Here is a 21,089-nt window from a genome sequence, read left to right as displayed (position 1 = left end):
CATCTTGAGGTATAGGTTTACCAAAACAGATTATTCCATTAAGATTTTCCACTGGAAAACCATGAGGGACGATCATGCGGCTATTAATCAGTCTGTGTTGTTTTATTGCGTTTAATGTGGCTGGCGCAAATCAATTCACCCTGTACTTCAGTCGTCATGCCGAAAAAGTGGAGTCGGCCAGTCAGGATCCCGGGCTCACTGAACAGGGAAAAAAAAGAGCCAAGAATTTGGCCAAGTTCCTGGCTGACAAGAATATCAAAGCGGTATATAGCACCGATTACCAACGTACCGAGCAAACCGCCAAACCCGTCGCCGAACAACTCGAATTACCTATTATTGTTTATAACGATGAGGAACTTCCTGCGTTAGCCGCAATGTTGACCGAGCAACGGCAGGATGCGCTGGTCGTCGGACATAGCAATACTACGCCCTTGTTGGTGCATTTAACCGGTGGAGATGCAGAAAGTATTGACGAGTCCCGTTATGGTGATTTGTTTGCCGTTACCTTTAAGTCACAATCAATCACTACTGAAAAACTGGCTGTGGCGCCTCAGCAAGATATCTCGGTGAGTTCTATACCTGTTGTGCCCTCACGTTTTACCAGTGGCAAGAGCCGTTACAGGATTTTGCTTGACGGTCAGGAAGCCGGCTATGCGATCGAGGACTTGATTGTCAAAAATGGCCAATTGGAGTTGACCAAAATTACCATGCTCGAAGAGCAGAATATCAATACCATTGTTAAGCTCTGGGCGCAGACCGATAGTCTTAAACCTTTACAAGTCAGTATGAGTGGCGCGATCAACAAGCCGGTGGATATCCAGCTCAATTTTGCCGACAATCACGTGACCGGCTATTCCGATATGACCCGGCAAGCATTCCAGCAACAGGGAAAATTAACCATTGATCGCTGGCTTCCGGCCAACAGCTATGAACGCGCCACCATTTTGGGAGGCATTCAGGCCATCGACTACTCAACCCGGCCACTTTATTTTAACTGGTTTAATGGCCAGAACGATGAACTGAAAGTGATCTCGATCCAGAAAACGGGTGAAGTCAAAATCAGTGTACCCGCCGGTGAGTTTGATTGTGATGTGGTATCTGTAACGGGCGGTGCGCCATCTTCGGTGTACTACATCAGCAAAGCAGATTTTAAGGTGATTAAAATCGAGATCCCGGCCATTAACCGGGTCTATGAAAGAGTAGAGTAAGGAAGAATAATCTCTGAAAATACACTTATAAACAGCAGAATTGAAATGTTTCAGTTAACCGGACTAAGCCTGACTACCTAGCATATTGAAGATGGACGTAGCAGCGAGCAGTAGCCCAACAATCAGCAATAAGCCAAATACCAATCGTAAGAATAATCCTTCATTAATTTTATGGTGCAAGATATTACCCACAACAGCGCCAGCCAGCACACAAGGAACGAGCGTGAGTAACCGGCTTGCTTGCCCTTGCAATTCACCATGCCAGATAAACCAGCAAGTGAGCAAGCTATTCAGGGTCAACCAGACGGTTAACAGCGTCGCGCGAAACTCCATCTTTCCTAACTGACTGCGCGCCAGCGCATAAACCAGTAGCGGTCCCCCCGAGGCGAATAATCCGTGGGTAACACCAGCCGCCGTCATAGTCATATTACGCTTTATCTCGTTGAGAGGCGGGGCCTGTTTGCGCAGTAATGCCCGCGCTGAAAACCAGATTATGAGCAGCGCGAACAATAGTTTGGCCAGCGTTGCGGGTACCTGCGGCGTCAGGTATACGCCCAGCAAAGTACCTATTAACATGCAGGGCAAAACCCGCTTGAGCAGTATCGAAAACTGGATATGTTGCCTGTAGTGCAATGTTAGCGGTGCTGTCATCAGAATATTTAACGCAACCAGCAATGGCACCAGAGTTGGAATATCCATCACCAGCGCGCCCAGCGACAACGCCAATACAATACTGCCAAATCCGGTCATCGCCTCAACACTAAAGGCAAAAAAGATACAAAAACCGATCCATATCCAGGCCATTAACGCACCTCCAGTTCGCTGGCAAATCGCTTGGTCATCATGCGCATATAGAGCGACGGCCAGAAGCGATACAGTAAGCTGGAAAAATAAGTAAACTTGTCCGGGAAAAGACGTTGTTTGCCAGTTTGTATTGCCCTGACGATCTGTTTGACCATCCATTGACTGGAGCGCATCTTTCCCACAGTAGAGCGGGCATGGCGGGTTTTATCGCCAGTACCGCTTAATGCATTTTGCTCGATAGGTGTATCAATAAAACTGGGATAAACCATTAACACCTCAATATTTTGCGGGGCCATCTCGGCTCTGAATGTCTCGAAATACTGATGCATTGCCGATTTGGCCGCGCAGTAGCCAGCTCTTGCCATCACTGGCATCCATCCGGCCATTGAGCTTATATTGACCACTTTGGCCTGCGAGCGGACCAATAACGGCAATAAGCCTTGCGTCAGTTGCACAGGGGCAAAATAATCAACCCGCATCACCTTCTCGATAACCTGTTGAGCGGTAATTTTGGCTAACGACCGATGGGTGATACCGGCGTTATTGATGAGCAGCGCAATGTCCGGTTGCAGCTGGCTAATTTGTTCGATCACCTGATCAATGGCATTGCTGTCAGCCAGGTCGCAGATAAAACATTGGCAGTCGCTCAAATCTGCCGTCTGCTGATGTAATTGTGCCTGATCCCTGTCAATCAGGAATAGCTGATATTTGCCGGCAAGCTGTTTTGCCATCTCCAGACCCAGCCCAGATGCTGCTCCGGTAATAATGGCGACCTGTTTGTCCGTCATTAAATTAGCCCTTGATGACGGGCAAAAAATTCAAACACTTCCCGGGAGGTCATATTAGGAGTAAAACTGAATTCATTTTTTAACGCAGCGTTATCCAGTACCGGACGGTAGCGCAAAAAATCGACTTGATCGGGGCCGTAGCGAGTTAGCTTTAGCAGACTACCCAGCAATAAAGCGGTTTTGACCAATCCGGCCGGTAGGGTCAGATTAGGTTTACCCAGAGTGCGGGCTATTTCCTGAATACTCATTGCGCCATCGCCGGCCAGATTATAAATACCGGTTTTACTGGATAGCGTGCCACGTTTAATGATTTCGACCACATCCTCGTCCCAGATAAACACAAAAGGCGACTTTGAACCGCGAATGGCCAACAAGCGATTTTGTCGGAACAAGCTGGTGATCAGGTTGTTGGTATGTTTACCCAAAATTGTACCGGGGCGCAGGATAAGCTGACTGATCTCTGGATGCGACTGGGCAAACTCGGCCAGCATTTCTTCCACCAGACGCTTGTGATAGCTGTAGGGAAAGCTTTTGTTGCCACGAATTTTATCTGTTTCCCTTAACCATTCTGGATTGTCCGCATGGTAACCGTAGGCCGCACCGCTGCTGGTAACAGTGATATGGCGGACGTCATTTTCGGCACAGGCATCGAGTAGGTTGCGGGTGCCATTAACATCAATATCGAAGTCCCGATGTTTATCATCAGAAGGTTGTACGATGGAAGCCAGATGAATAACATGGGTTATTTGTGACTGACGGATAAATTCGGACAATTGTGGGGCGCGTATATCCATCCTCTGGTAGTGATAATGGCTGATATTCTTGTCAATAATATCGATACCGTAAACCTCGGCAAAGTCGTGCAACAAAAGTGTTAGCTTTTGTCCCAGATAGCCTTCGCTTCCGGTGATCAGTATTTTCATCGACATATTATGCTCCCTGTTTGATATCACGACGGCTCCAGTATAGCGTGAGGCTCAAGCCACTAATGAGGTGCCAGATCCCCCAGGAGGCAGCGATAATTGCCATACCGCCCAGTTGATCAAAGAAAGTAAAAATAATCCCCAGCCCCAAACCGGAGTTCTGAATGCCCAGCTCAAGGGTAACGGCACGGGTATCGGCGCTATTCAGTTTCATCAGACCCGAGGTGATGCGACCAATACCCAGCGCAATGGCATTATGTAAAACCACTATTGCCATAAAGATATTGGCTCCGGCGCTAAATTTCTGCCAGTTTTGACTCAATGCCGCCCCCACAAATCCGAACAGAGTGAGTAATGAAATAATTTTGAAAGCCTGTTGGGAGCGCTCGGCAAAACGCGGCGCATAGTAGGCGGTAATCAAGCCCAGCAACAATGGCAGGGCCAATACCAGCAACACCAGAACCAATACGTTCTCCACCGGAATGTGAATGCTTCTGAGCAAGGATGCAGTGTCGGGATTGAGGCTGCTATACAGCACAAAATTAAACGGCGTGGCGACTGCAGCAGCCAGACTGGAAAGTGCGGTAATACTGACTGATAACGCAGTATTGCCCTTACTTAGAAACGTCATAATATTGGAAAAACTACCGCCCGGGCAGCTTCCTACCAGAATGACTCCCAACGCCACTTCCGCCGGCAAAGGGAGCAGCATGGTTAATAACCAGCTAATCGCTGGTAGCAACAGAAACTGGGCGACGATGGCGGTTAGTGGCGCCTTGGGCTGGTTGAATACCCGTTTGAAGTCCTCGACTTTAAGACTCAGCGCGATACCAAACATCATCAGCGCCAGGATCAGGTTGAGTGCCAGCAGGCTGGAATCCGACATATCAGTGGCCCGTTTCCAGCGCCTGACTGGCCTGTTCCAGTGCAGCAAGATAATCGCCTTTGTGCACATAGTAGGCCATTCGCTCGACTTTGAGGTAATTCATGCCGCCATCAATGCGTTTGTCGGCCAAACGGCGTACCTGATGCATAAATTGTTGTGCGGCAGTCTTGTCCTGCTGTCTGGCGAGAATAAACCTGGTCACCAGCTTGGCCTGTTCGTCGCGTCCTTGCCAGCCCAATCCAGACGCTTCTACCATACCCATGACAAACAGATTATCGTGTTGGGGGGTAAACATATTCAGATATAAACTCGGCGCATCGCCTTGCCAGTTGAGATGTTCAGGATCGATAAAAGGGTAGTGCAGTTTGTAGCCGGTGGCTTCCAGAATTAAGTCGTATTCGGCTTGTTGGCCATCAGCAAAAATTGCTCCTTGTGCAGTGAGCTGGTCGATAGCCGGACGCACCTTGATATCACCGTGTCCGATATGATGCAAAAACATCGAATTAACCACAGGATGGGATTCGTACATTTTATAGTCCGGATCGGGTAATCCGAAATCACTGGGTTTGCCGGAAATAAGTCGTACCAGCGTACCATCGACAATTTGTTTGAGTTTATTGGGTAATTTGATTTTACCGCCCAGCGTGTCGGTTGGTTTACCGGCGACGAACTTGGGTAAAAAGTAATAACCGCGACGTACCACCATATCGACCGATTTGGCGCGATGCACCGCATCAACCGCGATATCGCAACCACTGTTGCCACAACCGACCAGCAATACCCGCTTATTGGCAAAAATATCCGCGTGGCGATATTCACTGCTATGCAAACGCTCACCTTCAAATTTGCCAGCAAAGTCGGCTCGTTTTGGATGATGCAATGTGCCATTGGCCAACAATACACCCGAACATTCAATGGTTTCGCTCTGCTCATTGTGACGATAGGTGACCAGCCAGCTGTCACCTTGGGGCTGCAGGTTTTCTACCCGGCAATTAAAACGGTAGTGCTGATATAAATTGAAATGTTTGGCGTAGTCCTGAAAATAGGCCCGTAGATGATCGTGGCGAGGGTAGGTGGCAACATCATCGCGCATCGCAAAATCGGCAAATTCGGTCATATGCTTGGAAGAGATTAAATGCGCGGATTCATACATGGTGCTGGTCGGGCTATCGATATCCCATAATCCGCCTACATCAGAATGAATCTCGAAGCCTATTACGGGCAAACCGGCTTCTATTAGCCTGCGAACGGTGCAAAGTCCCATCGGGCCAGAACCTATTACTGCATAAGGTAACATCAATAACCTACTCTTATTGTCAATTACTGTTAACGCTATGTTAACCAATTTAATTCAGTCAAGCTCTAGCTTGATGGGACAAAAAATAGTTAATATGGGACATGACAAGTGTAACGCCCAGTTTTACTAAAGCCTTGCTCGGCCTATTGCCCGGGTTAGGGGTGACATTACCTCAATCTGTTGTCGATAGTGTCGCCAGCTTGTCCCCTGAACAGCGTCTGCCGATGTCAGTGCAAGATATGCTGTGGCAAGAAGTACAAAACCAGAGTACTAACCCGGCTATCGGATTAGCTATCGGCGCGGCATTGCAACCCGCACATTATGATATGGTTGGTTTCTTGTTGTTGAGCAGTCCGGATTTGGCCAGTGCGGTAGAGGGGTTAGTGAGTTATTCCGCATTGATTGGCGAGGGTGGCAAATTCAGTTATTCATCCCGGCAGCAAATCCGGCGGCTTAGTTATCAGGCACAGTTTCAGGTAGCACGGCAGATCAGAATTGAAGCAATCTTGTCCAGTGTCGTAGTAGGAGCCCGTTGGCTGGTAGGGGAAAGGCTAATCCCGCTTGAAGTTGGCTTTGAACACCAACTTTGTGGTGATATAAAGGCCTATCGTCAGGTGTTTGGCACTGAACTTATACTATTTAACCAGCCAGCCAATTACGTGCATCTGTCCGGGCAAAACTGGTATCTACCACTGGCCAGCGGCAGTGAAGCCGTGCGTGAACAAATGCACCGACTGGCCCAGCAGCAACTTAAACAGCTGCAACCGCAATCTATTCTGGATAAAGTTACTGCGTTGCTGAGCCGACAACCGAGTTTAAATCGTACTCAGCTGGCTTCCATGTTGGCAATCAGTGAGCGTCATCTGAATCGCAAGCTGGCTGAACAGCAAACATCTTTTAAAATGTTGGCCGAGCAAATCCGAAAAGAACTGGCGATTGATATGTTGGCAGATAACCGTCATACCCAGGCTAATATCGCCTGTTTTCTGGGCTATTCCGACGATAGTGCTTTTGCCAAAGCGTTTAAACGCTGGATGGGAATGGGGGTAAAGGAGTACCGTCTGCGTCAGCAACTCAATGTGCCACCAACAGAGTAATCACCGCTTTTCCTTCAGCAATTAACTTATTGTGACGATAAGTAGTAAGCTTAAAATGTCTACTTTTCAGGAACATACGCCACAATGTTTAATTTACGCAGACTTCAGATCAGAACCGCGGTTGCCGGCGCTATGGCGCTGGCATTGTTTTTTACTACCTTATTCGCTTCGTTAATCAATATTACCCAGTTTTCATCGATGTTTTATGATGTGACTGAGAAAGAGCATCTACCCAATATTCTCAACCGGGCGAAAGAACGGATCCGGGCAGAACTGCAAGTACCAATTACCCTGTCTCAGAGCATTGCCCAGAACAACCTGGTGCAGCAATGGGTTGAATCTGGTGAAAACACCCAACAACTGGATGACATAAAACGTTATTTTGATCGCTTTATTGATGAAAATGGTGCGCTGCAGGTTTTCTGGGTATCGGCGCAAAGCAACAACTATTACACCAATGACGGACTGTTTAAAACCGTTTCCCAGTCGGTTGAGCGGGATAGCTGGTTTTTTGATGTATTGCGTAAACGCGAAGATTTGGGGTTGGCCATCGACGTGGATGAAAAAAATAACAAGCTGACTTTGTTTGTTAATGTATTAGCCAAAACTCAGTCCGGTAAGGTACTTGGTGTGGCAGGATTAGGTTATGACGTGTCAGAAATCACTAATCTGGTCAAGCAAACCCGGGTTGGTGAAGAGGGTTATATGTTTCTGGTCAATAGTGAGGGTGTTATAACCGCTCATCGCGACAGCCAGTTAGTGGACAGAAAGTTGAGTCAAATTGATACCTACAGCAATGTTGCCGGGCAAATCAGCAATGCCAGTGGTGATTTCAATCTGCTAGAACGTGATATTAACGGGCAAGATGTCTATCTGGCAGTGACTGACTTATCCGAAATTGGCTGGAAACTGGTGACTATTTTGCCCAAATCCGAGATAGACGACAAAGTGAATGCAGTCGTGTGGTTGTCCGTTGGCGTCAGTATACTCATTGCCATCGGATTTATTGCCTTGTCTTTTGTGGTGGCACGCCAGGTGAGCGGTTCGGTGCAGGAAGTGGGTGACAAGCTGTTAACCATGTCCGGTGACGGCGGTGATCTAACCAAACGGCTGGATGATTCCTTTGATAATGAAGTGGGACACCTGGCTACCGGTTTTAATGCCATTATGCAGCGCTTTGCCAGTTTGGTAGTAGAAATCAAAACAGCCGAAAATGCGATTAATCAGGGAGTGGAAAAACTGAATCATTTTTCCAGTCAATCAGTTCAATATGCCGAAGAACAAAAGGGACAAACCGAGCAGGTGGCCACCGCCATGAATGAAATGGGCCATACCATTGCCGAGGTGTCATCCGTGGCGCATAAAACCGCTACCGATACCGAATCTGCAGTGGCAGATACGCATGAAACCAATGCGGTCATCGAGCAGGTGTCCAATACCATGAATCAACTGGCGGAATCGATGGGGCAAACCGAAACCTCGATCGCCAATTTGGCCAGTCAGGCCGAATCAATTAATTCGGTGGTTGAAGCCATTAGCAGTATTTCCGAGCAAACTAATCTGTTGGCATTGAATGCTGCGATTGAAGCGGCCAGGGCCGGAGAACAGGGGCGCGGTTTTGCCGTGGTAGCCGATGAAGTTCGTACTCTTGCCAGCCGAACACAGGACTCGACCACAGAAATTCGTCATCAAATCGAACAGTTGCAAACTGCTGCGACCCAATCACTGGAAGCCATAAAGCAAGGAACCCAGAGTAGTATTGATTTAGCCAAACGGGCACAGGATGCGACTAACTCACTGGCCTCGATTAAATCAAAATTTGATAGCATCAGTGAAGGAAATCATCAGGTTGCCTCTGCTACCGAGGAACAATCCTCGGTAGTGGAACATATTAATGAGTCGGCTCAGATTATTGCCGATACCGCCGCCAGTATTCATGACAATGCCGAGAACGAACAACTGGAAATCAAACAGCTGAAAAAGCGCGCCGATCATATGCGTGACATTGTCAGTCAATTTAAGGTCTGAACGGCGGGTTGTGCGGATTGGTATAATCCGGGCCAATCGGAGCAAAACGCAGGTAGTCCACATCCAGCCATTGGTTGTGGTCTGCTTGTTCGGTTACGTTGAATAAACCGATTTTGGCTCCTACCCAGCGTCCACGGGTGGCCTGAAACTGCTCACCGACAACACGAAAACGCTGTTGTTCAGACGTTCTATAGCTGAATATGGCTGTGGCACCAGGTTGTATTACAACACGCAGCTCAATTTGCGCACTGTCTAACCGTTGCACAGGATGAACAGATTCATCACAACCTGTTCTGGCGTTGTTGCATTGCACATATACCAGCTCACGCCCGCGCGCAGTGGCATTAATCCCAATCCAGGCATAGGTTTCGCCAAAGATAATGAGTCCGGCTTGTGACCGGGTAAGTTGACTGATATCCAGCCGGGTTCTGATTTCAAACGTCACAGCCGGAAATTTTTGCAACAACAGCGATGGAGTCATCCATAAATTGTCACCGGTTTTGTTGACTTTGGTTTGGCTAAACAGCCTCAAAACACCGGTTTGCGGTCGCATTTCAAACCACTCAGGACGGGGATTGGCGTTCCATTGCCATTGCAGGCCAAGTTGAGACTGGTTGAATTCATCAGTTGTGGGTTGGGGTAATACCGGGCCGGGCTGTTGGGTTAGCGGTTTGGTATAGTGATAAACCGGTTGTCCAATACCATCGCCATCGGGATCAATGCCAATTATCGGCCAGTCATTCTGCCAATGCATGGGTTGTAGATGCACAATACGTCCGTAGGCCTTGCGGGACTGAAAATGCACAAACCAGTCCTGATCATATGGAGTATGTACCCAGGCGCCCTGATGCGGACCATTGATCAAGGTTGGACCCTGTTCCATTACCACTTTAGCCTGGTAAGGACCTTGAATATTTTTGGCTCGAAAAACCGATTGCCAGCCTTGTTCCACCCCTCCTGCCGGGGCAAAAATATAATAGTAACCATTGCGTTTGTAGAATTTGGGGCCTTCCAGAGTGCGATAGCCATCGAGTTTATTGCCATCGACAATATGGATGTAGTCTGTTGCGACTTGGGACGCGTCCCAGTCCATTTTATGTAGACTAAGAACATTATTAAAGCCGGCGCGGCTTTTGGCCCAGCCGTGCAACAACCAGGCTTGTCCGTCGTCATCCCATAGCGGAGTGGGATCAATAATGCCTTTACCGGCCAAAATCAATTTGGGTGTGGACCACTTTCCGGCAGGATCGGTGGCGGTGGTAACATAAATACCAAAGTCCGGATCGGGGTAGAAGATCCAGTACTTGCCCTGGTGATACCGTATATTGGGAGCCCATACACCATTACCGTGCTGGGGAATGTCAAACACATCAATAGGTACCTGACGGGGGAATGCATAGTTAATTAATCGCCAGTTAACCAGATCGGTTGAATGCAAAACAGGTAAGCCGGGTGCCGCGTTAAAACTGGATGCCGTCATATAGTAGTCGCCGCCGACAGCAACCACATCGGGGTCGGAATAATCGATATGCAAGATTGGATTACGATACAGGTTATTGGCTAAATCACTACGCCACAGCAAGTCTGTTCCGTCAGTTTGCGGCATTGTGTCAGTCGCAATGGTACGGGCAGTCGGTTGGCAAGCACTGAGTAACAGCAATAGCCAGATCGCACAGATAGGATAATTTTGCATTGTTCCTCTTGATTTCTTGAGTAAAACCAGCCTCTAAATGTAACCTGTTTGCCGATATTAAGCGGGCCGGGTTTGTTTCATATATAAACTTTGTGGGGAATAACGGCTGTTGTTGCAGGGAGTTAGTTTTTGCAATCACGCCGTTACTTACATATTGTCATTTAATTGCAATAATTCTGTCACCTGTCATAAAAAAGACATAGATTATTGTCAGGATAGCAGCTGTTTTTCGTTGTATTACAAGTGGCCGACTTTATGAATCAGCAAATACCGACTCTGCATGCATCACCTTATTTCCCGCTTGAATTAAGTTGGCTGGCGTTTAACCAGCGGGTGCTGCAAGAAGCCAGCGATATTAATAATCCGATTATTGAGCGGATTCGTTTTTTGGGTATTTATTCCAGTAACCTGGACGAGTTCTACCGGGTCAGGTTTGCCGAGGTGAAACGTCATTTGTTGATCCAGTCGAATAATGGCGATCATCAGGCGGCGCAGCAAACCAAACAGTTAATGCAGCAAATCCAACAGAAGGTAGTCAAGTTAACCGAAGAGTTTGATCATATTTACAAAGATGTGATTGCCAAACTCAAACGCTATAACATTATTATGGTCAATCATAACGATGTGAATGACTACCAGCAGGAATGGCTTAAAAATTACTTTAAGAATAAAGTTTTACGTCATATATCGCCGGTACTTATTCACCGCAAGGTTAATTTGGTCAAACGTCTCAATGGTTCCAGTACCTATTTGTTTGTGGCTATTCATCGTAAAAACAGGGCAACCAAATACGCCACTGTTGAAGTACCCACCCAGGCTATTTCTCGTTTTATAGTGATCCCGCCCCAGGACAGTAAAAAGAAAAAACACATTATTCTGCTGGATGATATTATCAAGCTATGTCTGGAAGACGTTCTGCGCGGTTTTGTACCGTTCGATTCCCTGCAGGCTTATTCGTTCAAGATGACCCGCGACGCTGAATATTCTATCAATGATGAAATTGATGAAAGTTTTGTGGATAAAATGTCCGATAGCATGAAGCAGCGTCTGAGTGCCGAACCGGTGCGGGTGAATTACGACAACAGCATGCCGCTGGATATGCTGACTTACCTGAAAAAATGTTTAAGCATCGGCTCGAATGAAGGATTAATTGGCGGCGGCCCATACCGTAATTTCAAGGATTTTATCGGTTTTCCTAACACCGGACGCTCCTATCTGACTAATCCTAAGATGCCAGCCATCAGTACCAACGACTTTAATCGGTTTGATACCGTCTTTGACGCCATCAGTCACGGCGACATTTTACTCTATTATCCTTATCACCGTTTTTTACATTTTACCGAATTTGTCCGTCAGGCGTCTTTTGACCCCAACGTGCGGCACATCCGTCTGAATATCTACCGGGTGGCGAATAAATCACGGATTATCGATTCGCTTATCGATGCGGTGGACAACGGCAAAACTGTTACAGTGATCGTTGAATTACGTGCGCGCTTTGACGAACAAGCCAACATCGAGTGGTCAAAAACCATGACTGATGCCGGTATTCGTGTAGTGTTGGGTATTCCAACTTTAAAAGTGCATTGTAAATTATGTGTGGTTACCCGTGAGGAAAAAGGGGAGCTAGTCCAGTATGCTCACTTCGGCACCGGTAACTTTAACGAGAAAACTGCCAAAATTTATACTGATTACAGCCTGTTTACCCGTAATCCGGAACTAACCCAGGAGGCGGTGAATGTGTTTGATATTATCCAGGCACCTTATCGTCGGCATAAATTTCAGCATTTGCAGGTGTCGCCACTTAACAGCCGCGCAAAAATACTGTCACTTATCCGTGACGAGATTCAGAACAGCCGGGAAGGCAAATTTGCCCGTATTACCTTGAAGCTCAACAATCTGGTCGATCAACAACTTATTGATGAATTGTATAAAGCCAGCCAGGCCGGGGTAAAAGTACGTGCGATTGTGCGTGGTATGTGTTCATTGCTGCCGGGTGTGAAGGGGCTGAGTGACAATATTTTTATTATCAGTATTGTTGATCGTTTTCTGGAACATCCGCGCGTACAGGTATTTGAAAACGGCGGTGATAACAAAGTGTTTATTTCGTCGGCAGACTGGATGACGCGCAATATGGATAATCGTGTCGAGGTTGCCTGTCCGGTCTATGATGACAAGCTCAAACAACGTATCCTCAAAATGTTGGAGATCCAGTTTCAGGATACGCTCAAGGCGCGGGTGATTGATAAAGACCAAACCAATCGTTACGTGCGTCGTGGTAATCGCAAAAAACTGCGCTCCCAGCAGGAAATATACGATTATTTACTTTCTTTAGAACAGGAATAATATGCCCGATCCGGCAACCAGCTTTAGCGATATTGAACTGCGTGAATCCACTAAAGTGGCAGCACTGGATTTAGGTTCCAACAGCTTCCATTTGGTGGTGGCCAGAATTATGGCCGGATCGGTCCAGATCCTTCACACCATCAAACAAAGGGTCAGACTGGCAGAAGGCCTGGACGATAACGATGTCTTGTCCGATGACGCCATCCAGCGCGGTCTGGATATTTTGACCTTAATGGCGCAAAGCCTGCAGGGGTTTAGCCCGGACAGCGTCAGAATTGTCGCCACCCATACCTTACGCAAAGCCAAAAATGCCAAAGCCTTTATCAAGGCGGCACGTAAAATTATGCCTTATCCGGTAGAAGTTATTTCCGGGATTGAGGAAGCCCGTCTGATTTATCTGGGCGTGGCCCATACCCATCACGAAACCGGACAAAGGTTAATTATCGACATTGGTGGCGGCTCTACCGAGTTTGTGATTGGCGAAGGGTTTGACCCCAAACTGCTGCGTAGCCTGCAAATGGGTTGCGTCAGTTATACCCAGCGTTTTTTTGCCAGCGGAGAGATTAGCAACAAAAATTTTAAACGTGCTGTAACAGCCGCCCAGCAAGAACTGGAACTGATCGACAAAAAGTACCGTCATATGGGCTGGCAAAGTTGTATCGGCAGCTCCGGCACAATCAAAACAATTCTTGATGTGGCGGTAAAGTTGTCGGACAACAACCTGAAAAACGGCATTGAATTAGCTGATTTGGAACGTATCAGTGGCTTATGTTGTGAAGCCGGGCGGGTTGAAAAAATAAAACTGGATGGTCTGGGTGAAGATCGTCAGCCAGTGTTTATGGCAGGCTTGGCCATTTTAACTGCGGTGTTTAAAAGCCTGCGCATTAGTGAAATGAGCTATTCCAGCAGCGCCCTGCGCGAAGGCGTCATTTATGAAATGGAGGACAGTTTAAGCGGTGATGATATCCGCCAGCGCACCGCCCAAAGTCTGGCCACCCGTTACGATGTGGATACCGAACAGGCGCGCCGGGTGTTAGCCACAACACTGCAACTGTATGACAGTTGTCAATCTGCTTGGCAATTAAATAGCAGCGAACTTAAAAGTATGCTCAGTTGGGCGGCACTGTTGCATGAAGTGGGATTACAGATTAATTCTCGCGCCGTGCAACGTCATTCAGCCTATATTCTGCAACAGGTGGAATTACCCGGCTTTAATCAGGAACAGCAAGAGTTGCTGGCCATGTTGGTGGGGGCGCATCGCAAAAAAATTCGTCGTGCTGAATTGGTGGAACTGGATCAGTACGATGTTGAGAAGGTACATAAACTGATTGCATTATTGCGCTTAGGGGTTTTGCTCAACATTCAGCGCCAGGATGATCAACTACCTCCTATACAGGTTGTCGCAAAAAAATCACAACTTGATCTGTGTTTTGCACAGCAATGGTTACAGGAGCAATCGTTGCTGGTCGCAGACCTGGAGCGTGAGGCCGAGCAAATTGCCAGTCTGGACATTACCCTTCATTTTCAGTAGTCAAGGATATTAACAGCAGTAGAATCTCTCAAATATATAGCTAGAATCAGAATTGATTTAGCTATATTGCCAGGATAACGCTACGCTTTGTTAATGCTTGTTGTTCAAATGGTTATAAAACAATTCATGCACTGTCACACTAGCGGGCAACGTCTCTGTTCGACTTTTTCAGACCATCAAATAAGCACTATTAAGTTATGTTGAGGTTCTGATGAAGCACAGTAAGCCCTACAACTTAATATTGGTAATCTTGCTGAGCGTTACCTGTATCTCGATATTGCTACAAATCTTTTGGCTTAAAAAAACGCTACGCTTACATCCTGGCAATGTAACCAATATAAGCGTTATCACTGATCAATCTGAAGGTGGGCTTTCTACTGCAGAAATGACTATTACCGATAATAAGTGGCTTTTGCAGTGCAATATCACCGCATCTGGCTATAACTGGCCTTTTTGTGAATTTTCAATTGCTTTTTTTGACGATATATCTAGTTATATAGATCAAGGTCTAGATCTGTCCGATTTTTCAAGTGTGGATATTAAAGCTAGCTACTTGAATCATCCGAACACAAGTGTACGTTTCCAGTTGCGCAGTTTTAACCCTGAATATTCGCGTATGGATAACGAAGAGACGTGGAAATATGTAGGAATAGAATACTGGCCACACAATCCGCTTAAAGCGACCCAAATTCCAATGAAAAGTTTACAAGTTGCGACATGGTGGGTTATTGAGCAAAAAATTCCCGTCAGACACAATGTACCTGAGTTTGATAGAGTGATGATCATGGAGTTGTCTACAGGTAGTAATCTGCAACCCGGCCGATATGAGATCGAACTAGAATATATTCAATTCAATGGTAAGTATTTTACCAATAGTCAGGTACTGTTTTCGCTTGTCATTTTATGGGTGGGCGCTGCACTTTTGGTTCTTTTTGGCAATCTCAGGTATTCACGCCATCAGTTGAATCAGACAAAACAAAAAGCGGAAGAACTTAGGCAACTTAACCAGCTATTAAATGTGGAAACAAAATTACTAAAAGACAAGGCTGAGAGAGATCCCTTAACCGGCGCGTTAAACAGAACCGGGATTCAAAGTATTTTTACTAAGGAACTAAAAGTACTTTCACTTATTTTTATCGATGTTGATCACTTTAAGTCCATCAATGACGAGCATGGGCATGTTGTTGGCGATGAAGTTCTCAAGGAGTTTTCTAAAACCATTAACGAAAATTGCCGCTTTACCGATTTTTTAGCCCGTTGGGGTGGAGAAGAATTTTTACTGGTTTGTCCCAACACCACCTTATCTGATGCTTACCAGCTAGCCCAAACCTTGCGCAGTATCATAAGCGAAAAAGTATGGATAAATGATATCAGACTAACCTCGAGTTTTGGGGTTGCCCAACGAGGTAATGAAAGCGCCCGTGAGTTCATTGAACGCGCAGATAAAGCGTTATACGACGCCAAGGCTCGTGGGCGAAATCAAGTTGTACGCTCCGAATAAGGTCAAAACTAAAATTCACTAATCTGTATTTTTGCGCTAATGACCTTGCCTGCAGTCGTTGCTGGCTTATCTCACATTTTCCCGCTTATTCTCCGGTCTGACCCGCATAGTCTGATTCACCCCATTGGGAGAGTATAGCGGTAATCAAACCAGTTGAATGTTGCAGACCACTCTGTCGCAACGATTTTTATCTTCTACAGTTAAGGGGCTGGCATAGATGTTGTAAGTGTCATTACACAATAACAATAAATGCCCTTTAAATTAGCGGAGAACCCCCGAAATGCTTGCAGAATTTATCACTAAACACAGGCTAAATGATGATTTTACTGATACAGCCAGGCAGTGGTATATCCCTTTGGCGGAACAACTGCTTGTGCACCATGAAGGTGCAAAACGACCTTTTTATGTGGGTTTGAATGGCTGTCAGGGATCGGGCAAATCTACCCTGGCGGACTTTGTTCGTGAATATTTAACCACCAAGCATGGTTTAAATGTGGTGGTACTGTCGCTGGATGATTTCTATTTAAGTCGCAACCAGCGAGCCGAGCTGGCCATGAAAGTGCACCCGTTATTGCAAACCCGTGGTGTACCTGGCACTCACGATATCAAGTTGGTGGGGATTTTATTACACCAGATGGCCGAAGCTCATAGCGAAGTGTCGATTCCCCGTTTTAGTAAGGCAATAGATAATCCGTTGTCCTCAGTCTATTGGCCGGTGGTTACAACACCGGTGGATATCGTTATTTTTGAAGGTTGGTGCTGGGGAGTGACTGCTCAATCAACCAGCGAACTTGAACGCTCGGTAAATAGTCTGGAATCAGAACAGGATGAACGGCGTTTATGGCGTAATTATGTCAACCAGCAGCTTGAGGCGCATTACCAGCCATTGTACGAGACCATGGATTACTGGTTGATGTTGCAGGCACCCAGTTTCGACCATGTTTTTCAGTGGCGGCTGGAACAAGAGAAAAAACTGGCGGCCAGCACCGATGCGTCAGCCCATACCCATATTATGAGTACCCGGCAGATTTGTGATTTTATTCAGCATTATCAACGCTTGACCGAGCATGCGCTGGAAACCTTGCCTCAGCGCTGTGATCAAGTGTTTAAACTGGACAAGAACCGTCAGATTGTGGCGATTAATACCAAGGAAACCTATGCTTGAAAACCGTTATGTTATTTTTACCGATCTGGACGGTTCGTTACTGGATCACGATACCTACAGTCACAGTGCGGCAGACCAGACTTTAGCCAAACTGCACCAACTTAATATTCCGGTCATTCCCAATACCAGTAAAACGGCGGCTGAACTGGAGGAGCTGCATCAGGAACTGGCACTGGATGCGCCCTTTATTGTCGAAAACGGTGCGGCGGTATTTATTCCCAAAGGCTATTTCGCGCAGCAACCGGACAATACCCAACCCTACCGGGAATACTGGGTTAAAACTTTTAGCAAAGATCGTCAGCATTGGCTAACGCTGTTGGCCAAAGTCAAAAATGACTTCAAGGGATTGTTTGAACATTTTGCCACTATGACGGTGCAACGAATTTGCGATACCACAGGATTATCTTTCCAACAGGCAGAACTTGCTGCCGATCGGCACTTTAGCGAGCCGGTGTTATGGCAGGGGGACGGTCAGCAACGGCAGCAATTTATCGACGCGTTAATACAATTAGGTGCAGATCCCTTGCAAGGTGGACGCTTTATTCATGTGTCTGGCGAGTGTAGTAAGGGTATTGCCATGCAATGGCTGGTTGACGAATTTAGCCGCCAAGGTGATGCCAATGATCAATATAAATCGATTGCTATTGGTGACAGTCAAAACGATGTGGCGATGCTGGAGATGGCCAGTATCGCGGTCCGGATCCTGTCACCGGTGCAGCCACTTCCCGAGTTAAACCGCATACAGAACCTGTTTACCAGCACCTTACCTGGCCCTGAAGGCTGGAGTGAGTGTATTGAAATTATTATGCAGCAATATTTTAGGAGCAAATGATGGCAGATTTTTATCAAAACGGGGTGGTGACCACCTTGCATAATCTGGCCGACAGGCCAGTCGAAGAACTGGAGAAGGAACTCGTCCAGTTTGCCGAAAAGCGTCCGATGGCATTGATCCTGCCTTCGTTGTTTTCTGAACTGGAAGGCGAGGCGTTGCCCAATATTGTTGACCACATTAGTGAAGTTCCTTATTTATCCCAGATTGTGGTGGGGCTGGATAGAGCCAGTGAAGAGCAATACCGGCATGCCCTGAAATTTTTTGACAAATTTCCGCAGGAGCACCGGATCCTGTGGAATGATGGGCCGCGTCTTAAAGCGCTGGATGCCGAGTTGGCCGATCTGGAACTGGCACCCCGAGAACTGGGTAAAGGCCGTAATGTCTGGTATTGCATGGGCTATATTCTGGCCTCGGGCAAAGCCGAGTCGGTTGCGCTGCATGATTGCGATATTCTGACTTACGATCGGGAATTGTTAGCCCGGTTAATTTATCCGGTGGCACATCCCAATTTTAACTATGAGTTTTGCAAGGGCTTTTACGCCCGGGTGGCCGATAGCAAGATGAATGGTCGGGTGTCCCGTTTGCTGGTCACGCCATTGTTAAGAGCACTTAAGTCTATTGTGGGGCATAGTCCTTATCTGGAGTTTATGGACAGTTTTCGTTATCCGTTGGCGGGAGAGTTTTCATTTCGCCGGGACGTGCTAAACGATATTCGCATTCCCAGCGATTGGGGACTGGAAATCGGCGTATTGTCCGAAATGTACCGAAACTATGCCAGCAATCGCCTGTGTCAGGTGGATATTGCCAAAACCTATGACCACAAGCATCAGGATTTATCGTTAAATGATCAGCAAGCCGGTTTATCCAAGATGTCGATCGATATTACCAAGGCGTTATTGCGCAAACTGGCCACTCAGGGACAAACTTTTAACAGTGAAACTTTCCGTTCACTTAAAGCCACCTATTTTCGCATTGCACTGGATTTTGTCGAAACCTACCATAACGACGCGCTGATGAATGGGCTGAAACTGGATATTCATAACGAAGAGAAAGCGGTGGAGATGTTTGCCCGTAATATTATGAGTGCCGGACAGAGTTTTCTGGAAAACCCGATGGAGCGTCCTTTTATACCCAGCTGGAACCGTGTTGTCAGCGCCATGCCGGAAGTACTTGAACGGCTCAAAGAAGCCGTTGAACTGGATTACCAACAATATAAGGGGTAGTGATGGAGCCGTATGTTCAGTTACAGGAAAGCGTATTGCATCATTTATCGGTGATTTATGCCGGGGTCGAAACAGCCGAATCGCTCGAGCATATCGGAACCAAACTGATTACCGAAATGGGGTTAGGTAATCCCGAAGTGCTAAGGCCTATTGTACCGCACCAGAATCACTGGAATCAGCAGGATGTGGTGCTGATAACCTACGGTGACAGTATCGAACAGCCAGGCGAAAAACCGTTACAAACGCTACACCGTTTCATGAATGAGCGTTGTAAATCGGTGATCAACAGTGTGCATATTTTACCGTTTTTTCCTTATAGCTCGGATGACGGTTTTTCGGTGATCGATTACTCCAGCGTCAATGAAGCTTTGGGCAGTTGGCAGCATATTCGCGATATTGCTGCCGATTATCGGCTGATGTCGGATTTGGTGATCAATCATTGTTCGTCGCGTAGCGCATGGTTTGATAACTTTATTAAAGGTGAAGGGCAGGGCAGTGACTTTTTCTATACTGCGTCGCCAGATGATGATTTATCCGCTGTGGTCAGACCCAGAACCTCAGGGTTGCTGCGCGAAACGCCTACGGCTAAAGGTTTACAGCATGTGTGGTGCACCTTTAGCCACGATCAGGTCGATTTTGATTTTCGTAATCCTGAAGTATTACTGACCTTTGTGTCGATCATTCGCCAGTATCTGGATAACGGCGTGCGCCTGTTTCGCCTCGATGCCGTGGCATTTTTATGGAAGCAGCCCGGTACGGCCTGCATTAATCTTGAACAAACCCATGAAGTGGTGCGTTTGCTGCGAGTCCTGATTGAACATGCTCAACCTGATGCGGTGATTATTACCGAAACCAATATTCCCAATCGTGAAAACCTGGCTTATTTTGGCAACGCCAATGAAGCGCATTCGATTTACAATTTTTCCTTACCCCCGCTGTTATTGAATACCCTGATTACCGGCGACTGCCGCTATCTGAAAAACTGGATGATGAGCATGCCGCCAGCCCAGAATGGCACCACCTACTTTAATTTTATTGCCTCCCACGACGGGATTGGTTTGCGGCCTGCCGAAGGATTGCTGGATGAACTGGAGCTCAACACTTTATTGACCACCATGCAGCAGTTTGGTGGCAGGGTATCCTGGCGGGTGGCAGACAACGGCCAGCAAAAGCCGTATGAAATTAATATCACCCTGTTTGATGCGCTACAAGGAACGGTTAAAGGCACCGATAAATGGGGACTGGACCGTTTTGTCTGTGCTCATGCCATTATGTTTGGACTGGAAGGCATTCCCGGCTTGTATATTCACAGTTTGCTAGGCACCGGTAACGATCTGGAACGGGTGAACAATACCAACCAGAACCGTTCGATCAATCGTCATCGCTGGGATTATGCCTTACTTGATGAGGCGCTGGATTCACCCCATAGTCAACATCATAAGGCTCATCAGCGTTTATCGACACTATTGCAATTACGTGTTAACCAACCGGCATTTCACCCCAATGCCATACAGTTTACCTTGCAGTTAGGTGACAAGTTATTCGGTTATTGGCGGCAAAGTATTGATCGGCGCCAGAGTATCTTTTGTATTAGCAATATTGCCGATACGCCGCAATTGCTCAGGTTGTCGGATGTTAACCTGATTGGTACCGATCACTGGGTCGATTTAATCAGCGGACTGGAGTTTAATGATTCAATGATGGAGCTGGATATGCAGCCCTATCAGACCTTGTGGATCACTAATAAAAGGCAGTAGCAGATTCGCCAGG

General features: G+C 46.9%; 16 protein-coding genes. 10 read left to right on the top strand and 6 right to left on the bottom strand.

The genetic code is table 11. The features are described 5' to 3' along the window. The first annotated feature begins 74 nt into the window (after positions 1–74). On the top strand, positions 75–1,208 hold the full coding sequence (locus V1467_RS12860) for a SixA phosphatase family protein (RefSeq protein ID WP_416305375.1): 1,134 nt from the start codon (positions 75–77) through the stop codon (positions 1,206–1,208). A gap of 63 nt (positions 1,209–1,271) precedes the next feature. Here the strand turns inward: V1467_RS12860 and V1467_RS12855 are convergent, their stop codons facing one another. Genes V1467_RS12855 through V1467_RS12835 form a run of 5 tightly spaced genes read right to left on the bottom strand, consistent with a single transcriptional unit; the run spans position 1,272 to position 5,906 of the window. Continuing rightward, positions 1,272–2,012 (bottom strand): sulfite exporter TauE/SafE family protein, encoded by a 741-nt coding sequence (locus V1467_RS12855; RefSeq protein ID WP_416305374.1) that lies wholly within the window; start codon positions 2,010–2,012, stop codon positions 1,272–1,274. Then, on the bottom strand, positions 2,012–2,800 hold the full coding sequence (locus V1467_RS12850; RefSeq protein WP_416305373.1) for an SDR family NAD(P)-dependent oxidoreductase: 789 nt from the start codon (positions 2,798–2,800) through the stop codon (positions 2,012–2,014). Before V1467_RS12850 ends, V1467_RS12855 begins: the two co-directional genes overlap by 1 nt. Beyond that, entirely contained in the window at positions 2,800–3,729 is a 930-nt protein-coding gene (locus V1467_RS12845) for an SDR family oxidoreductase (RefSeq protein ID WP_416305372.1), read from the bottom strand. Before V1467_RS12845 ends, V1467_RS12850 begins: the two co-directional genes overlap by 1 nt. Position 3,730: 1 nt before the next feature. Further along, a complete protein-coding gene (locus V1467_RS12840; protein WP_416305371.1) occupies positions 3,731–4,609 on the bottom strand; it encodes a bile acid:sodium symporter family protein in 879 nt (292 codons plus the stop codon). 1 nt (position 4,610) lies between these two features. Continuing rightward, entirely contained in the window at positions 4,611–5,906 is a 1,296-nt protein-coding gene (locus tag V1467_RS12835) for a flavin-containing monooxygenase (protein ID WP_416305370.1), read from the bottom strand. A gap of 101 nt (positions 5,907–6,007) precedes the next feature. On the opposite strand from V1467_RS12835, the gene V1467_RS12830 reads away from it, so the two are divergent. Then, positions 6,008–7,003, top strand: a complete 996-nt coding sequence (locus tag V1467_RS12830) for an AraC family transcriptional regulator ligand-binding domain-containing protein (RefSeq protein WP_416305369.1) — start codon at positions 6,008–6,010, stop codon at positions 7,001–7,003. A gap of 84 nt (positions 7,004–7,087) precedes the next feature. Next, the gene (locus V1467_RS12825) at positions 7,088–9,031 is read left to right on the top strand and encodes a methyl-accepting chemotaxis protein (RefSeq protein WP_416305368.1); all 1,944 of its coding nucleotides are present in this window, start codon (positions 7,088–7,090) and stop codon (positions 9,029–9,031) included. On the opposite strand, the gene V1467_RS12820 is transcribed toward V1467_RS12825, so the two are convergent. Next, on the bottom strand, positions 9,021–10,724 hold the full coding sequence (locus tag V1467_RS12820) for a glycoside hydrolase 43 family protein (RefSeq protein ID WP_416305367.1): 1,704 nt from the start codon (positions 10,722–10,724) through the stop codon (positions 9,021–9,023). The genes V1467_RS12825 and V1467_RS12820 overlap by 11 nt on opposite strands. 255 nt (positions 10,725–10,979) lie before the next feature. Here V1467_RS12820 and ppk1 point away from each other — a divergent pair, with 255 nt between their 5' ends. From ppk1 to V1467_RS12785, 7 genes are all read left to right on the top strand, one after another. Further along, positions 10,980–13,067 (top strand): polyphosphate kinase 1, encoded by a 2,088-nt coding sequence (gene ppk1 / locus V1467_RS12815; protein WP_416305366.1) that lies wholly within the window; start codon positions 10,980–10,982, stop codon positions 13,065–13,067. A gap of 1 nt (position 13,068) precedes the next feature. Beyond that, positions 13,069–14,598 (top strand): exopolyphosphatase, encoded by a 1,530-nt coding sequence (ppx, locus tag V1467_RS12810; protein WP_416305365.1) that lies wholly within the window; start codon positions 13,069–13,071, stop codon positions 14,596–14,598. Positions 14,599–14,809: 211 nt separating this feature from the next. Then, entirely contained in the window at positions 14,810–16,099 is a 1,290-nt protein-coding gene (locus V1467_RS12805; protein WP_416305364.1) for a GGDEF domain-containing protein, read from the top strand. Positions 16,100–16,379: 280 nt separating this feature from the next. Next, a complete protein-coding gene (locus V1467_RS12800) occupies positions 16,380–17,264 on the top strand; it encodes a kinase (protein ID WP_416305363.1) in 885 nt (294 codons plus the stop codon). Then, positions 17,257–18,096: an HAD-IIB family hydrolase gene (locus tag V1467_RS12795; protein ID WP_416305362.1), complete on the top strand. Its 840-nt coding sequence runs from the start codon at positions 17,257–17,259 to the stop codon at positions 18,094–18,096. Before V1467_RS12800 ends, V1467_RS12795 begins: the two co-directional genes overlap by 8 nt. Then, positions 18,096–19,319: a glycosyl transferase gene (locus V1467_RS12790; protein WP_416308702.1), complete on the top strand. Its 1,224-nt coding sequence runs from the start codon at positions 18,096–18,098 to the stop codon at positions 19,317–19,319. Before V1467_RS12795 ends, V1467_RS12790 begins: the two co-directional genes overlap by 1 nt. A 2-nt stretch (positions 19,320–19,321) precedes the next feature. Beyond that, positions 19,322–21,076, top strand: coding sequence for a sugar phosphorylase (locus V1467_RS12785; RefSeq protein ID WP_416305361.1), 1,755 nt, complete (start codon positions 19,322–19,324; stop codon positions 21,074–21,076). Positions 21,077–21,089 lie beyond the last annotated feature (13 nt).

The sequence above is a fragment of the Neptunicella plasticusilytica genome (assembly GCF_047922965.1).
GTDB classification, from domain to species: Bacteria; Pseudomonadota; Gammaproteobacteria; order Enterobacterales; family Alteromonadaceae; genus Neptunicella; species Neptunicella plasticusilytica.
This window is presented reverse-complemented; position numbering and strand designations above follow the sequence as displayed.

Bases quoted from the DNA above. Each gene is read 5' to 3' on its own strand.
- V1467_RS12860 (WP_416305375.1), top strand. From the start codon at position 75: ATGCGGCTATTAATCAGTCTGTGTTGTTTTATTGCGTTTAATGTGGCT.
- V1467_RS12795 (WP_416305362.1), top strand. From the start codon at position 17,257: ATGCTTGAAAACCGTTATGTTATTTTTACCGATCTGGACGGTTCGTTA.
- V1467_RS12785 (WP_416305361.1), top strand. From the start codon at position 19,322: ATGGAGCCGTATGTTCAGTTACAGGAAAGCGTATTGCATCATTTATCG.
- V1467_RS12850 (WP_416305373.1), bottom strand. From the start codon at position 2,800: ATGACGGACAAACAGGTCGCCATTATTACCGGAGCAGCATCTGGGCTG.
- V1467_RS12790 (WP_416308702.1), top strand. From the start codon at position 18,096: ATGGCAGATTTTTATCAAAACGGGGTGGTGACCACCTTGCATAATCTG.
- V1467_RS12840 (WP_416305371.1), bottom strand. From the start codon at position 4,609: ATGTCGGATTCCAGCCTGCTGGCACTCAACCTGATCCTGGCGCTGATG.
- V1467_RS12835 (WP_416305370.1), bottom strand. From the start codon at position 5,906: ATGTTACCTTATGCAGTAATAGGTTCTGGCCCGATGGGACTTTGCACC.
- V1467_RS12825 (WP_416305368.1), top strand. From the start codon at position 7,088: ATGTTTAATTTACGCAGACTTCAGATCAGAACCGCGGTTGCCGGCGCT.
- V1467_RS12800 (WP_416305363.1), top strand. From the start codon at position 16,380: ATGCTTGCAGAATTTATCACTAAACACAGGCTAAATGATGATTTTACT.
- V1467_RS12845 (WP_416305372.1), bottom strand. From the start codon at position 3,729: ATGTCGATGAAAATACTGATCACCGGAAGCGAAGGCTATCTGGGACAA.
- ppk1 (WP_416305366.1), top strand. From the start codon at position 10,980: ATGAATCAGCAAATACCGACTCTGCATGCATCACCTTATTTCCCGCTT.
- ppx (WP_416305365.1), top strand. From the start codon at position 13,069: ATGCCCGATCCGGCAACCAGCTTTAGCGATATTGAACTGCGTGAATCC.
- V1467_RS12805 (WP_416305364.1), top strand. From the start codon at position 14,810: ATGAAGCACAGTAAGCCCTACAACTTAATATTGGTAATCTTGCTGAGC.
- V1467_RS12820 (WP_416305367.1), bottom strand. From the start codon at position 10,724: ATGCAAAATTATCCTATCTGTGCGATCTGGCTATTGCTGTTACTCAGT.
- V1467_RS12855 (WP_416305374.1), bottom strand. From the start codon at position 2,012: ATGGCCTGGATATGGATCGGTTTTTGTATCTTTTTTGCCTTTAGTGTT.
- V1467_RS12830 (WP_416305369.1), top strand. From the start codon at position 6,008: ATGACAAGTGTAACGCCCAGTTTTACTAAAGCCTTGCTCGGCCTATTG.